Origin of the sequence: Kitasatospora sp. NPDC127060 (assembly GCF_042724935.1) — a bacterium.
Lineage (GTDB): Bacteria > Actinomycetota > Actinomycetes > Streptomycetales > Streptomycetaceae > Kitasatospora.
In genome coordinates this window covers 35,166-49,024 of sequence record NZ_JBHXEG010000054.1, presented here as the reverse complement: position 1 = coordinate 49,024, position 13,859 = coordinate 35,166, and the positions used below count along the sequence as shown (strand labels likewise).

Below are 13,859 nucleotides of genomic sequence, written 5' to 3'. Positions count from 1 at the left end.
CGGTGCCGTCCGGGAAGGAAACGCGAGAGGACGCAGATGCAGGGGACCGTGGGCGAGCTCGGCGAGTTCGGTCTCATCCGGGAGCTGACCGCGCGGGTACCGCTCACCGACGCGGTCGACCTCGGCCCCGGGGACGACGCCGCGGTGGTGAAGGCCCCGGACGGCCGGGTGGTGGCCACCACGGACGTCCTGATCGAGAACCGGCACTTCCGCCGGGACTGGTCGACCGCCTACGACGTGGGCCGCAAGGCCGCCGCCCAGAACCTCGCCGACGTGGCCGCGATGGGCGCGGTGCCCACCGCGATACTGCTCGGGCTGGTCGCCCCCGCCGACCTGCCGACCACCTGGGCCACCGAGCTGATGGACGGGCTGCGCGACGAGTGCCAGGTCGCCGGGGCGACGGTGGTCGGCGGCGACGTGGTGCGCGGCGACACCGTGACGCTGGCGATCACGGCACTCGGCGACCTCCAGGGGCGCGCGGCGGTGACGCGCTCCGGCGCCCAGGTCGGCGACGTGATCGCGGTGTGCGGCTGGCTGGGCTGGTCGGCGGCCGGACTGACGGTGCTGCAGCGCGGCTTCCGCTCCCCGCGCGCCTTCGTCGAGGCGCACCGCCGCCCCGAGCCGCCGTACCACGCGGGCCCGGCCGCGGCCGAGTTGGGCGCGACCTCGATGATCGACGTGAGCGACGGGCTGGTCGCCGACCTCGGCCACGTGGCCCGCGCCAGCGAGGTGGACATCGACCTCAGGGCCGCCGACTTCGACGTCCCGGCGCAGATGGCCGACATCGGCCAGGCGGTCGGGGTGGACCCGTTGGTGTGGGTGCTGTCCGGCGGCGAGGACCACGCGATCGTGGCGACCTTCCCGCGAGGGGTCCAACTCCCGTCCCGCTGGCGGGTGGTGGGCGAGGTGACCGGTCGTCCGCGGGGCTCGCGCAGCGGCCGGGTGACGGTGGACGGCGCCCCCTGGGACCGGGTGGGCGGCTGGGACCACTTCTCCGAATGAGCTACGGCGCAAGGACGATCCGGAGTGGACGCCGGTACGGCGCGTGACGCTCCGGGCGTGCGGCGGACGGGATTCGGTGGTGCGTTTTGCGTAGGCTTGCGCCATCCGAGCCCGCCCGCCGTCCGGCGCGGGTGGTCTGAACCACTGCGAGCGGGAGCACACCACACATGCGCATCGGTGTACTGACCAGCGGCGGCGACTGCCCCGGTCTCAACGCGGTGATCCGCTCGGTGGTGCACCGGGGGACGGACGTCCACGGCGACGAGATCGTGGGCATCGAGGACGGCTTCCTCGGCCTGATCGAGGGCCGCACCCGGCCGGTCTCGCACGACGACGTCACCGGTCTGCTCACCCTCGGCGGCACCATCCTGGGCTCGGCCCGGGTGCAGCGCGAGCGGATCGCCTGGGCGGTGGAGAACGCCAAGACGCTGGCCCGGGACATCGGCATCGACGCGCTGATCGCGATCGGCGGCGAGGGGACGCTGACCGCCGCCAAACAGTTCAGCGACGCCGGGCTGCCGGTGGTCGGCGTGCCCAAGACCATCGACAACGACATCGACGCCACCGACGTCACCTTCGGCTTCGACACCGCGGTGCACGTGGCGACCGAGGCGATCGACCGGCTGAAGACCACCGCGGAGTCCCACCAGCGCGTCATGGTGGTGGAGTTGATGGGCCGGCACACCGGCTGGATCACCCTGACCGCGGGCATGGCCGGCGGCGCGCACGGCATCCTGATCCCGGAGAAGCCGTTCGACATCGAGGAGGTGGCCCGGATGGTCGAGGACCGCTTCGCCCGCGGCAAGAAGTTCGCCATCATCGCCGTCGCCGAGGGCGCCACCCCGATGCCCGGCACCATGCGCTTCGACCACGGCGAGGTCGACCAGTACGGTCACCGGACCTTCGGCGGGATCGGCAACCGGCTCGCCCACGAGCTGGAGAACCTGCTCGGCAAGGAGGCCCGTCCGGTCATCCTCGGCCACACCCAGCGCGGCGGCACCCCGACCGCCCGGGACCGGGTGCTGGCCACCCGCTTCGGCTGGCACGCGGTGGAGGCCGTCCACCTGGGCGCCTTCGGGCACTTCACCGCGCTGCGCCGGACCGGCATCGAGCTGCTGCCGATCGGTGACGCGGTCACCCGGCTGAAGACGGTGCCGGAGGACCGCTGGGCGGAGTCCGAGGCGGTGCTCTGAACCCCCGCGGGTAGGTTGGGCCCATGGACTCCACCGCACCTCCCCGCGTGCTCACCGTCGCAGGCTCCGACTCCGGCGGCGGCGCCGGCATCCAGGCCGACCTCAAGGCGATGCTCGCCCTCGGCGTCCACGGCATGAGCGTGATCACCGCCGTCACCGCGCAGAACTCGCTCGGCGTCCAGGGCTACTGGGAACTGCCCGCCGAGGCCGTCCGGGCGCAGTTCCGCAGCGTGGTGGACGACATCGGGGTGCAGGCCGTGAAGACCGGCATGCTCGCCTCGACCGAACTGGTCGAGACCGTCGCCGGCCTGCTCGCCGGGGTGGACGCCCCGGTGGTGGTCGACCCGGTCGGCGTCTCCAAGCACGGGGACGCGCTGCTGGCCGCCGAGGCGGTGGCCACCGTCCGCGAGCGGCTGCTGCCGGTCGCCACCGTGGTCACCCCCAACCTCCACGAGGTGACGCAGCTCACCGGCCGCACCGTCGAGGACGAGTCGCAGATGCTGCCCGCCGCCGAGGCGCTGCTGGACCTCGGGCCGCGCTGGGTGCTGGTCAAGGGCGGCCACCTGGCGGGCGAGGCCGCCGACCTGCTGTACGGCGGGCCCGGCGAGGTGCACTGGTACCGCGCGCCGCGCTACGACAACCGGCACACCCACGGCACCGGCTGCACCCTGGCCAGCTCGATCGCGGCCGGCCTGGCCAAGGGCGAGTCGGTGCCGGAGGCGGTGGGCTCGGCCAAGGAGTACGTCACCGGCGCGATCGCCGGGGGTTTCGCGCTGGGTGCCGGGATCGGCCCGGTCGACCACGCCTGGCGCTGGCGCCGGTCGGACAGGACCTAGGGTCCGGCGGATCCGGCCGGAAACGGATGATGGGCGGCCCCCCGAAGGGGTCCGCCCATCACCGGTGCGTCCGGATGGCGCGACCGGTCCCGGAAACAGCGAAGCCGGCTCATCCGGGGATGAACCGACTCACTGGAGGACCGGCATGCCGGTCTGCGCGTCAGCGCGAGACCTTACCGGCCTTGATGCACGAGGTGCAGACGTTGAGCCGCTTCGGCGTACGCCCAATCACAGCGCGCACCGTCTGAATGTTGGGGTTCCAACGACGGGGGGTACGGCGGTGAGAGTGGGAGATGCTGTTGCCGAAGCCCGGCCCCTTGCCGCAGACGTCGCAGTTGGCAGCCACAGGAGTCACTCCAAGACTTCAGATCAGATACTTTCGAAAACCCACTCACCCACCAGAACACTCGCGTGCACCGGACCGGACAAGGGGGTGAGCCTGGACGGTTCCAGGCAACCGGAAGAGCATACAACGCTTGCTTCCGTCCCACGAAACTACCATGACCGGCCGAGTGATCGCTCCGGTCGACGGTCCCGGCGGCCCTCCCCGACCCCCGATAACCTGCCGGTATCACCCCTTGCCGCCGCCCCCGGCCGTGTCGGCGTCCCGTTCCGGAGGAGACCTGGTGCTGCACACGCTCGACGCCCCGGCCGTGCGCACCTGGTGCCAGCTCGCCCTGCACGCGCTCGGCCAGGCCCGCGAGGAGATCGACGCGCTCAACGTCTATCCCGTCCCGGACGGCGACACCGGCACCAACCTCTACCTGACCGTCGAGTCCGCCGCCGCCGAGGTGGAGAGCCGCTTCGCCGACCCCGCCGCCGACCCGGCGCCCGGACTGGCCGACGCCGTCCGGGCGATGGCCCGCGGCGCGCTGATCGGCGCCCGCGGCAACTCCGGGGTGATCCTCGCCCAGTGGCTGCGCGGCACCGCGGAGACGCTCGCCGAGGGCGGCGGCGGCGATCACCTGCGGGCCGCCCTCCAGCGGGCCGCCGACTCGGCGTACCAGGCCGTCGCGGAGCCCGTCGAGGGCACCCTGCTCACCGTCGCCCGGGTCGCCGCCCGGGAGGCGGTCCGGGCCGGGGGCGGGCTCGCCCAGGTCGCCGACACCGCCTACCGGGCCGCCCGGGACGCGCTGCGACACACCCCCGAGCAGCTCGCCGTGCTGGCCGAGAACGGAGTGGTGGACGCCGGCGGGCGCGGTCTGGTGGCCGTCCTCGGCGCACTCGCCGACGCCGTCGCCGGGCAGCAGCCGATGGGTCCGGTCGCGCTGCGCGGGGACGTCCGGGCGGTGGAGAGCTGCGAGGTGCACCTCCGGCCGCCCGGCCCGGGCCACCCCGCCTTCGAGGTCATCTACCTGCTGGACGCGCCGGACGACGCGCTGCCCGCGCTGCGCGAGCGGCTCGGCCGGCTCGGCGACTCGCTGGTGATCGGCGGCGGCGACGGCCTGTGGAACGTGCACGTCCACGTGGACGACGCGGGCGCCGCCGTGGAGGCCGGGGTCGGCGCCGGGCGCCCGCACCAGATCCGGATCACCCACTTCGCGGAGGCCGCCGCCCGGGCCGGCACCGCCGCCGAGCGCGGCGAACGCGAGGAGCGGGCCCGCGCGGTGCTCTCCGTGGTCTCCGGCGACGGACTGGCCGAGCTGTGCGAGCAGGCCGGGGCCGTCGTCCTGCACGCCGACCCGGACCGCCGCCCGGCCAGCGCCGAACTCGCCGACGCCGTCCGCGGTTCGGCCGCCCGCGAGGTGGTGCTGCTGCTCAACGACCCCGAACTGCGCGCCGCCGCCGGGGCCGCCGCCGACCAGCTGCGTGAGGAGGGCGTACGGATCGCCGTCCTGCCCACCCGCTCGCCGGTGCAGGGCCTGGCGGCGCTCGCCGTGCACGAGGGCGGGCGGCGCTTCGACGAGGACGTGGTCGCCATGACCTCCGCCGCCGGGGCCACCCGGTACGCCGAACTCGCCGTCGCCGAGGGGGAGTCCTGGACCATGGCCGGGGTCTGCCAGGCCGGCGACGTGCTCGGCCTGATCGACGGCGACGTCGCGGTGATCGGCGCCGGGCTGGCCGAGGTCGGCGAGAGCGTGCTGGACCGGATGCTCGGCGCGGGCGGCGAACTCGTCACCCTGATCCTCGGCGAGGGCGCCGACCGGGCGCTCGCCGACCGGCTGGTGGCGCACGTCCGCCAGCAGCGGCCGGAGGTGGACTCGGTGGTCTTCCACGGCGGCCAGGGGTTCACCCCGCTGCTCATCGGAGTGGAGTGAGCCGCCCCTCCGGCTCGGAGGCGGCGGGCGGGTGAGCGTGCCCGGATCGTCGGTGCCTTGGTGTAGACAAGGGCCTGATGGGCGCTCTCGATGAATCACTGACCAAGCTCGTCGGCGACCGCACCGCGAAGGTGCTCGCCGACAGCCTCAAGCTGCGCACGGTCGGGGACCTGCTGCACCACTATCCGCGCCGCTACGTCGAACGCGGCCAGCTCACCAGCCTGGACGAGCTGGAGATCGACGAGCACGTCACCGTGCTGGCCCGGATCGAGAAGGTCACCCTGATCCCGTTCCGCGGCCGCAAGGGCGACCGGCTGGAGGTCGTGGTCACCGACGGCCGCAGCCGGCTCTCGCTGGTCTTCTTCAACCAGGGCTGGCGGCAGAAGGAGCTCAGGGCCGGAGCCCAGGGCCTGTTCGCGGGCAAGGTCGGCGTCTTCAACCGCACCCGCCAACTGGTCTCGCCCGACTACCAGCTGCTCGACGAGGACGCCGGCTCCGACGCCGCCGAGCAGTTCGCCGGCCGGCTCATCCCGGTGTACGGCGCCAGCGCGCAGATGCCCAGCTGGAAGCTGTCGATCTGCATCGAGACCGCGCTCACCAAGCACCTCGGGGACGTCGGTGAGCCGCTGCCCGCCGAACTGCGCGAGCGGCACGACCTGATCCCGCTGCCCGAGGCGCTGGAGTTGATCCACCGCCCGAGCAGCCAGGCCGACCGCGAGCGCGCCCAGAGCCGGCTGCGCTGGGACGAGGCCTTCGTCCTGCAGGTCGCGCTGGCCCAGCGGCGGGCCGCCGACTCCGCGCTGCCCGCCAAGCCGCGGGTGGCCCTCACCGGCGGGCTGCTGGACGCCTTCGACGCCCGGCTGCCGTTCACCCTCACCGAGGGCCAGCGGAAGGTCTCCGCCGAGATCGCCGCCGACCTGGCGACCGAGCACCCGATGCACCGGCTGCTCCAGGGCGAGGTGGGCTCGGGCAAGACCCTGGTCGCGTTGCGCGCCATGCTCGCCGTGGTGGACGCCGGTGGCCAGGCCGTGCTGCTCGCGCCCACCGAGGTGCTGGCCCAGCAGCACCACCGCTCGATCGTCGAGATGATGGGCGACCTCGCCGAGGGCGGCATGCTCGGCGGCTCGGAGCACGCCACCCGGGTGGTGCTGCTGACCGGTTCGATGGGGACGGCCGCCCGCCGCCAGGCGATGCTGGACATGGCCTGCGGGGACGCCGGCATCGCCATCGGCACCCACGCGCTGATCGAGGACAAGGTCCAGTTCCAGGACCTCGGCCTGGTCGTGGTGGACGAGCAGCACCGTTTCGGCGTCGAGCAGCGGGACGCGCTGCGCGCCAAGGGGGAGCAGCCGCCACACCTGCTGGTGATGACGGCCACCCCGATCCCGCGCACCGTCGCGATGACCGTCTTCGGGGACTTGGAGACCTCCGTCCTGGACCAGCTCCCGGCCGGCCGCTCGCCGATCTCCACCCATGTCGTCCCCGCGCTGGAGAAGCCCAACTTCCTCACCCGGGCCTGGGAGCGGGTCCGCGAGGAGGTCGGCAAGGGCCACCAGGCGTACGTGGTCTGCCCCCGGATCGGGGACGAGGAGCCGGCCGCCGACCCGAAGGCCGCGAAGAAGCGGCGCAAGGCGGCCGAGGAGGACTTCGAGGAAGTCACCGACGCCGACGCCGGCGCCGGGAGCGATGAACGGCGGCCGCCGCTCTCGGTGGTGGAGACCGCCGACAAGCTGGTGAAGGGCCCGCTCAGCGGGCTGCGGGTGGAGATCCTGCACGGCCGGCTCGCCCCGGAGGCCAAGGACGACGTGATGCGCCGGTTCGCCGCAGGGGAGGTGGACGTGCTGGTCGCCACCACCGTCATCGAGGTCGGCGTGAACGTCCCCAACTCCACCGTGATGGTCATCATGGACGCCGACCGCTTCGGCGTCTCCCAGCTCCACCAACTGCGCGGCCGGGTCGGCCGGGGCAGCGCGGCGGGCCTGTGCCTGCTGGTCAGCGAGATGCCCGGGGGCAGTGCCGCCCGGGCCCGGCTGGACGCGGTGGCCGGCACCCTGGACGGCTTCGAGCTGTCCCGGATCGACCTCGAACAGCGCCGTGAGGGCGATGTGCTGGGCCAGGCGCAGTCCGGGGTGAAGTCCTCGCTCAAGGTGCTCTCGGTGCTGGAGGACGAGGAGGTCATCCTCACCGCCCGGACCGAGGCCACCCGGCTGGTCGCCGAGGACCCCGAACTGGCCGCCCACCCGGAGCTGCGCACCGCGCTGGAGAGCCTGCTCGACGAGGACCGCGCGGCCTACATGGAGAAGGGCTGAGCGGGCCCTCGGGCCGGCCGGATTGTCAGACCCCCGGGAGAGAATGTAGTTGTTCAGGGCGCACCCTCAAGGTGCGTACCTGGCACGACACTTGGGGGTCCTGCCATGGCATTCCGTCATCTCAACGAGCTCCCGCTGGGCGACAAGGTCTTCCGGATCGAACTCGCCAGCGACGACGACCGAGAGGTCACCCTCACCCTGACCGGCTGGCGTGAGGGGGCGGCCGCCACGCCGCTCGCCTCGGGCAAGCTCCGACTGCCGGTCGAGGACGTCGCCTCGCTGCGGATCGCGCTCAACCGCGCACTGCGGGCGCTGGCGATCGTCGCCGACGTCTCCGAGCCCATCCCCGACCGCGACGTGCTGCGTGAGCTGTACCCCGGCCACGGCGCCCCCTGGGTGCCCCAGCACGAGGAGGAGCTGGTCCGGCGCTTCCACGACGGCGAGACCGTCGCCCGGATCGCCGCCCGCTTCGGCCGTACGCCCGACTCCGTCCGGACCAAGCTGCGCGAGCTCGGGCACGACCCGCGCCGCCCCGAGTTCTGCCCGCCCGACGGCTGCCTGTCGTGGTCCCGCTACGCCTCGCCGGCCCTGCTCGGCGCGGCGGTCCCGGGCCAGGGCGCGGGCACCGAGGCGAGCTGACCGCCCGCGTGCGCGGGCCCGGCCCGGCGGGGACGCCCCCGCCGGGCCCGGCCCGGCCGGCGTGAGCGTGGTGCGGGGCTGTGATTCGCCCGCTCGCCTCCGGGGCGCTCGGGTCCGGTGCCGACGGTCGGCGCTCCGGCGCTCGTGCCTCGCTGGTCGCTTCTCCCTTTCGGCACCGGCGCGCCCCTTCGGCTCGGGGCTGTGACTCGCCCGCTCGCCTCCGGGGCGCTCGGGCCCGGTGCCGACGGTCGTCGCTCCGGCGCTCGTGCCTCGCTGGTCGCTTCTCCCTTTCGGCACCGGCGCGCCCCTTCGGCTCGGGGCGGGATAGCGTGGTCGGGCAGCGACGAAAGGACCTCCCACCACCATGACCCGCGTGATCGCCGGAGCGGCCGGCGGCCGCCGACTGGCCGTACCGCCCGGCCGGGGCACCCGTCCGACCTCCGACAAGGCCCGCGAGGCGATGTTCTCCACCCTGGAGGCGTTCCGCGGCACCCTGCACGGGGCGCGGATGCTGGACCTGTTCGGCGGATCGGGCGCGGTCGGCCTGGAGGCGCTCTCGCGCGGCGCCGAGCACGTGCTGCTGGTCGAGGCGGACGCCCAGGCGGCCCGGGTGATCCGGGAGAACGTCCGCACGATCGGCCTGCCGGGCGCCGAGGTGCGGGCCGCCAAGGCGGAGAAGGTGATCGCCGGACCGCCTCCGCAGGACCCGTACGACCTGGTCTTCCTCGATCCGCCCTACGTGGTGACGGACGAGGAGGTGCGCGAGATGCTGATCACACTGTTGGCTGGGGGCTGGCTCGCGGCGGACGCACTCGTCACCGTGGAGCGCAGCACCCGTGGCGGCGAGTTCGGCTGGCCCGAGGGCTTCGAGGTGCTGCGCTCCCGCCGCTACGGCGAGGGCACGCTCTGGTACGGTCGCGCCGCCGCCGAGGCCAGCGAGCAGGAGTAGCGGGCCGCGGCCCGCAGCAGCCGTCACCCCACGAGGGAGCACACACGCCATGCGCCGAGCCGTCTGCCCCGGGTCGTTCGACCCGATCCACAACGGCCACCTGGAGATCATCGAGCGCGCCTCGAAGCTGTACGACGTGGTGCACGTCGCGGTCCTGATCAACCGGAACAAGCAGGGCATGTTCACCGTCGAGGAGCGGATCGGCCTGATCGAGGAGGTCACCGCTCCGTTCGGGAACGTGGTGGTCGAGTCGCACCACGGCCTGTTGGTGGACTACTGCCGGGACCGCGGCATCCCCGCGATCATCAAGGGCCTGCGCGCGGTCAGCGACTTCGACTACGAGCTGCAGATGGCCCAGATGAACCACGGCCTGACCGGCGTGGAGACGCTGTTCCTGCCGACCTCGCCGACGTACAGCTTCCTCTCGTCGACGCTGGTCAAGGAGGTCGCCTCGTACGGCGGCGACGTCTCGCACCTGCTGCCGGAGACGGTGCACGACCGCCTGGTGGAGCGGATCGCGGAGCGCAAGGCCGAGTAGTAGCCGGTGGCTTTCCTGCCGGTTCGTCATGGCTTGTCCGGGGCAGTGGAGGACGCTTCGGCTCAGGCGTTGTGAGCTCGCCGCACGGGGGCCGTACAGTCTGTAGTCCTGCCCTGCGGTGAGGTCCACCGCGCCGGGCCTGCCTCCGCCGGACCGTCGGCGGCACACGGAAAGACGAAGCCCCGTGGACGTGCAGAACAAGGTCGACGAGATCGTGGCGGCGGTCGAGAACGCCCGCGCGATGCCGATGTCGGCCTCCTGCGTGGTGAACCGGGCCGAACTGATCGGCCTGCTCAACGACCTCAAGGCGGCTCTGCCCGCCGAACTCGCCCAGGCCCAGTCGGTGATGGCCGACCACGAGCACGTGGTGGCGGAGGCCCAGGCCGAGGCCGACCGGATCATCCAGGGCGCGCACTCCGAGCGCGGTTCGCTGATCTCCGACACCGAGGTGGTCCGCCGGGCCCAGGCCGAGGCGGACCGGCTCCTGGCCGAGGCCCGTGCCGACGTCGAGACCAAGCGTGCCGAGGCCGACGACTACGTGGACAGCAAGCTCGCCAACTTCGAGGTCGTACTGACCAAGACGCTCGGCGCGGTCGGCCGTGGCCGGACCAAGCTGCGCGGCGACTCCTGCTTCGAGGCCGAGAGCGACGGCGAGGAGTTCCAGCAGCAGCGGAGCAGCCCGAGCCCCGAGGTCGACGAGTACGTCGATGTGAAGCTCGCCACCCTGGAGAACGTGCTCAGCGCCACCCTGGAGGCGGTCGGCAAGGGCCGCGACAAGCTGCTCGGCAAGAAGCCGATCGACGAGCTGGGCGCCTACCTGGCCGCGGCCGACGAGGCCCAGCAGGCCAAGGAGCGCGCCGAGGCGGTGGCCGCCGGCTTCGCCGCGGACGCCGACGGCGCCGAACTCGCCTGGTACCGCGAGGACGTCCCCCAGCAGCAGAGCTGGCCCGAGCAGACCCCGCCCGCGCCCGGCTGGCAGCCCACCGGCGCCGACCAGTACGCGGCCGTCGCCCAACACCAGGACGCCCAGCACCAGGACGTCCACCACCACGTCGGCCAGCCCCAGGGCGGGCAGTACGCCGAGGTGTACGGCGGCGGCTTCGACCCGGCCGGCCAGGGCGACCCGTACAACACCCAGTGGGGCCACCAGCAGGGCGGCTACCCGCAGCAGCAGGACTACCAGGGCCAGCAGCAGCACCAGGGCCAGCAGCAGGGCGCCTACGGCTATCCCCAGCAGCAGGACGGCTACGCGGCCCAGGCGTACGACGGCTACGGCTACCCGCAGCAGCCCGCGCTGCCCCCGGCCGTGCCGCACCAGCAGCAGCAGAACCTGGACGAGACCAGCTTCTTCGACACCAGCATGATCGACATGACCCGGTTGCGGGAGCTCGGCGGCCGCTGAGCGGACCTCCGCGGAGTCTCCTGACGGGACCGAAGTTGGGCCTGGCGGGAGACTCCGGTAGTCTGACCACTCCGGCATCCCCATGTCCGGCCGTCGGCTTGCCCTCGCAACGCCGACTCGTAATGGGGAACACAGCGTTGATCCCTATGGAAGTCAGGACACCTTGAACCGCCTCGACCACCGCGACCCCCTCGTGTTCGACACGCACGAGCTCGGCCGTCGTCCGGGCTCGATGCGCAAGGTGAGCCGGACCCTGGAGGCCCCCGAGGGTCTCGGGATCATCGACGTGATCAGCGTGCCGGAGAAGAGCCCGATCGAGCTGGAGCTCCGCCTGGAGTCCGTGGTCGAGGGCGTGCTGGTCACCGGCACCGCCGACGCCCACGTCGAGGGCGAGTGCGTCCGGTGCCTGGAGCCCGTCGAGTTCGACATCGACGTCGACTTCCAGGAGCTGTACTACTACCCGGAGTCCGACGAGCGTCACCGCGCCCGGACCACCGGGACCGAGGACCTCGACGAGGACTCGGAAGAAGAGACTTACCGTCTGGAGGGCGACTTCTTCGACCTCCAGCCGGTGCTGCGTGACGCGGTGGTGCTCGCACTGCCGCTGCAGCCGGTGTGCCAGGAAGACTGCCTGGGTCTGTGCTCCGAGTGCGGAGCGCGCCTGAGCGACGACCCGACGCACCACCACGACGCCGCCGACCCCCGGTGGGCGGCTCTGCAGGGACTCTCCGCCGCCCCCGGCGACGAGGGTGACGGAATCAAGAACAGCGACACCCGTGAGGGTCTCGCCGAGAACCAGGAGAAGTAGCCGTGGCTGTTCCGAAGCGGAAGATGTCGCGCAGCAACACGCGCCACCGTCGGTCCAACTGGAAGGCCGTCGTTCCGGCCCTCGTGGCGTGCGACCGCTGCCACGAGCCGAAGCTGGGCCACATCGCGTGCCCGAGCTGCGGCACGTACAACCGTCGCCAGGTCCTCTCGGTCTGATCGGCGGGGTGCACGGATCGATGTCGGACGGTAACTCCACCCGCAAGGCGTCCACTGCCTCGAAGGGTTCTTCGGGCGGCGGCAAGGCCGGCGGGCCGGCTTCGACCGAATACGACGTCCTGGAAGGGCGCCTCGGGTACACGCTCGAGCGCGCCCTTCTGGTGCGTGCCCTGACCCACCGCTCGTACGCGTACGAGAACGGAGGGCTGCCCACCAACGAGCGCCTGGAGTTCCTCGGCGACTCGGTGCTGGGCCTGGTGGTCACCGACACCCTCTACCGCGTCCACCCGGACGTCCCGGAGGGCACGCTCGCCAAGCTGCGTGCCGCGGTGGTCAACTCCCGCGCGCTCGCGGACGTCGGCCGGGGGCTCGAACTGGGCACCTTCATCCGGCTCGGCAAGGGTGAGGAGGGCACCGGCGGCCGCGACAAGTCGTCGATCCTCGCGGACACCGTCGAGGCCGTGATCGGGGCCGTCTACCTGGACCGCGGTCTGGAAGCGGCCACCGAGTTCGTCCACCGGCTGTTCGACCCGCTGATCGAGGAGTCCTCTCAGCTGGGAGCCGGCCTGGACTGGAAGACCAGCCTCCAGGAGCTCACCGCGTCGGTGGGCATCGGAGTGCCCGAGTACGTGGTCATGGAGTCCGGTCCGGACCACGAGAAGACCTTCACCGCGGCGGCCCGGGTGGCCGGCGAGGACTTCGGCAGCGGCGTCGGCCGCTCGAAGAAGGAAGCCGAGCAGAAGGCCGCCGAGAGCGCCTGGCGCGCGATCAAGGAGAAGTACGCCGACCGGCTGCCCGCCGGCGCGTGACCCGGAAGAAGTAGCCTTGCCTCCTGCCGATCCCTTCGAAGCAGGAGGCCAGCTCCCGTGCCCGAACTCCCCGAGGTCGAGGTCGTCCGCCGCGGTCTGGCGAACTGGGTCGCCGGGCGGACCGTCGCCGACGTCCAGGTGCTGCACCCGCGCGCGGTGCGCCGCCAGGCGGCCGGCGCCGCCGACTTCGCGGCCCGGCTGACCGGCACCACCCTCGGCACCGCGCAGCGCCGCGGCAAGTACCTCTGGGTGCCGCTGGGCGGCGCGGGGGCCGGCTTCTCGCTGATCGGCCACCTCGGGATGAGCGGCCAACTCCTCGTCCAGGACCCGTCGGTGCCGGACGAGACCCACCTGCGGGTCCGGCTGCGCTTCGCCGACGGCGGGCGCGAACTGCGCTTCGTCGACCAGCGGACCTTCGGGGGCCTGGCCGTCGAGGAGGCCGAGGAGGACGATCCGGAGGGCACCCCGCTCTCCATCGCGCACATCGCCCGCGACCCGCTCGACCCGCGCTTCGACGACGGCGCCTTCATGGCCGCGCTGCGCGCCAAGCGCACCACGGTCAAGCGCGCGCTGCTCGACCAGACCCTGATCAGCGGCGTCGGCAACATCTACGCCGACGAGGCGCTGTGGCGCTCCAAGCTGCACTACGAGCGCCCGACCACGACCCTCACCCGGCCACAGGCCGCGCTGCTGCTGGCCAACGCCCGGGACGTGATGGCGGCGGCGCTGGCCGTGGGCGGCACCAGCTTCGACAGCCTGTACGTCAACGTGAACGGCGAGAGCGGCTACTTCTCCCGGGACCTCGACGCCTACGGCCGCGAGCACGAGCCCTGCCGCCGCTGCGGCACCGCGATCCGGCGGGCCCCCTGGATGAACCGGTCCAGCTACTTCTGCCCCCGCTGCCAGCGCCTGCCGCGCACCGCCAACGGGGGCTGACGGC

At 72.9% G+C, this 13,859-nt stretch carries 14 protein-coding genes; 13 read left to right on the top strand and 1 reads right to left on the bottom strand.

The features are described from left to right. Positions 1 to 36: 36 nt before the first annotated feature. The 3 genes from ACFWIS_RS26505 to thiD all read left to right on the top strand — a co-directional run bounded on the left by ACFWIS_RS26505 (position 37) and on the right by thiD (position 3,031). Positions 37 to 1,002 (top strand): thiamine-phosphate kinase, encoded by a 966-nt coding sequence (locus tag ACFWIS_RS26505; protein WP_380453424.1) that lies wholly within the window; start codon positions 37 to 39, stop codon positions 1,000 to 1,002. 167 nt (positions 1,003 to 1,169) lie between these two features. Further along, a complete protein-coding gene (locus tag ACFWIS_RS26500; protein ID WP_380453421.1) occupies positions 1,170 to 2,195 on the top strand; it encodes an ATP-dependent 6-phosphofructokinase in 1,026 nt (341 codons plus the stop codon). Positions 2,196 to 2,218: 23 nt separating this feature from the next. Continuing rightward, positions 2,219 to 3,031 (top strand): bifunctional hydroxymethylpyrimidine kinase/phosphomethylpyrimidine kinase, encoded by an 813-nt coding sequence (gene thiD, locus ACFWIS_RS26495; protein ID WP_380453418.1) that lies wholly within the window; start codon positions 2,219 to 2,221, stop codon positions 3,029 to 3,031. 160 nt (positions 3,032 to 3,191) lie between these two features. Here the strand turns inward: thiD and rpmB are convergent, their stop codons facing one another. After that, positions 3,192 to 3,377, bottom strand: coding sequence for a 50S ribosomal protein L28 (gene rpmB, locus ACFWIS_RS26490; RefSeq protein ID WP_014138233.1), 186 nt, complete (start codon positions 3,375 to 3,377; stop codon positions 3,192 to 3,194). A 280-nt stretch (positions 3,378 to 3,657) separates the two neighbouring features. Between rpmB and ACFWIS_RS26485 the strand changes: the two genes are divergently transcribed. The 10 genes from ACFWIS_RS26485 (at position 3,658) to mutM (ending at position 13,855) form a co-directional block, all read left to right on the top strand. Next, positions 3,658 to 5,289: a DAK2 domain-containing protein gene (locus ACFWIS_RS26485; protein ID WP_380453415.1), complete on the top strand. Its 1,632-nt coding sequence runs from the start codon at positions 3,658 to 3,660 to the stop codon at positions 5,287 to 5,289. A 77-nt stretch (positions 5,290 to 5,366) separates the two neighbouring features. Further along, on the top strand, positions 5,367 to 7,598 hold the full coding sequence (recG, locus tag ACFWIS_RS26480) for an ATP-dependent DNA helicase RecG (RefSeq protein WP_380453413.1): 2,232 nt from the start codon (positions 5,367 to 5,369) through the stop codon (positions 7,596 to 7,598). A 105-nt stretch (positions 7,599 to 7,703) separates the two neighbouring features. Continuing rightward, positions 7,704 to 8,237, top strand: a complete 534-nt coding sequence (locus ACFWIS_RS26475) for a hypothetical protein (protein WP_380453410.1) — start codon at positions 7,704 to 7,706, stop codon at positions 8,235 to 8,237. A gap of 364 nt (positions 8,238 to 8,601) precedes the next feature. After that, a complete protein-coding gene (rsmD, locus tag ACFWIS_RS26470) occupies positions 8,602 to 9,186 on the top strand; it encodes a 16S rRNA (guanine(966)-N(2))-methyltransferase RsmD (RefSeq protein WP_380453407.1) in 585 nt (194 codons plus the stop codon). 49 nt (positions 9,187 to 9,235) lie between these two features. Next, a complete protein-coding gene (gene coaD / locus ACFWIS_RS26465) occupies positions 9,236 to 9,724 on the top strand; it encodes a pantetheine-phosphate adenylyltransferase (protein ID WP_380453405.1) in 489 nt (162 codons plus the stop codon). A gap of 184 nt (positions 9,725 to 9,908) precedes the next feature. Continuing rightward, a complete protein-coding gene (locus ACFWIS_RS26460; RefSeq protein ID WP_380453403.1) occupies positions 9,909 to 11,126 on the top strand; it encodes a cell division initiation protein in 1,218 nt (405 codons plus the stop codon). Between the two features lie 163 nt (positions 11,127 to 11,289). Beyond that, positions 11,290 to 11,934, top strand: a complete 645-nt coding sequence (locus ACFWIS_RS26455) for a YceD family protein (protein ID WP_380453402.1) — start codon at positions 11,290 to 11,292, stop codon at positions 11,932 to 11,934. 2 nt (positions 11,935 to 11,936) lie between these two features. Further along, positions 11,937 to 12,110, top strand: coding sequence for a 50S ribosomal protein L32 (rpmF, locus tag ACFWIS_RS26450; RefSeq protein ID WP_030056747.1), 174 nt, complete (start codon positions 11,937 to 11,939; stop codon positions 12,108 to 12,110). 20 nt (positions 12,111 to 12,130) lie between these two features. Beyond that, positions 12,131 to 12,919, top strand: a complete 789-nt coding sequence (gene rnc, locus ACFWIS_RS26445; RefSeq protein WP_380453400.1) for a ribonuclease III — start codon at positions 12,131 to 12,133, stop codon at positions 12,917 to 12,919. Positions 12,920 to 12,976: 57 nt separating this feature from the next. Further along, positions 12,977 to 13,855 carry a bifunctional DNA-formamidopyrimidine glycosylase/DNA-(apurinic or apyrimidinic site) lyase gene (gene mutM, locus ACFWIS_RS26440; protein WP_380453398.1) on the top strand — a complete coding sequence of 293 codons (879 nt, stop codon included), beginning with the start codon at positions 12,977 to 12,979 and terminating at the stop codon, positions 13,853 to 13,855. The last annotated feature ends 4 nt before the right edge of the window (positions 13,856 to 13,859 follow it).

Bases quoted from the DNA above. Each gene is read 5' to 3' on its own strand.
- ACFWIS_RS26475 (WP_380453410.1), top strand. From the start codon at position 7,704: ATGGCATTCCGTCATCTCAACGAGCTCCCGCTGGGCGACAAGGTCTTC.
- thiD (WP_380453418.1), top strand. From the start codon at position 2,219: ATGGACTCCACCGCACCTCCCCGCGTGCTCACCGTCGCAGGCTCCGAC.
- ACFWIS_RS26505 (WP_380453424.1), top strand. From the start codon at position 37: ATGCAGGGGACCGTGGGCGAGCTCGGCGAGTTCGGTCTCATCCGGGAG.
- ACFWIS_RS26500 (WP_380453421.1), top strand. From the start codon at position 1,170: ATGCGCATCGGTGTACTGACCAGCGGCGGCGACTGCCCCGGTCTCAAC.
- rsmD (WP_380453407.1), top strand. From the start codon at position 8,602: ATGACCCGCGTGATCGCCGGAGCGGCCGGCGGCCGCCGACTGGCCGTA.
- coaD (WP_380453405.1), top strand. From the start codon at position 9,236: ATGCGCCGAGCCGTCTGCCCCGGGTCGTTCGACCCGATCCACAACGGC.
- recG (WP_380453413.1), top strand. From the start codon at position 5,367: ATGGGCGCTCTCGATGAATCACTGACCAAGCTCGTCGGCGACCGCACC.
- rnc (WP_380453400.1), top strand. From the start codon at position 12,131: ATGTCGGACGGTAACTCCACCCGCAAGGCGTCCACTGCCTCGAAGGGT.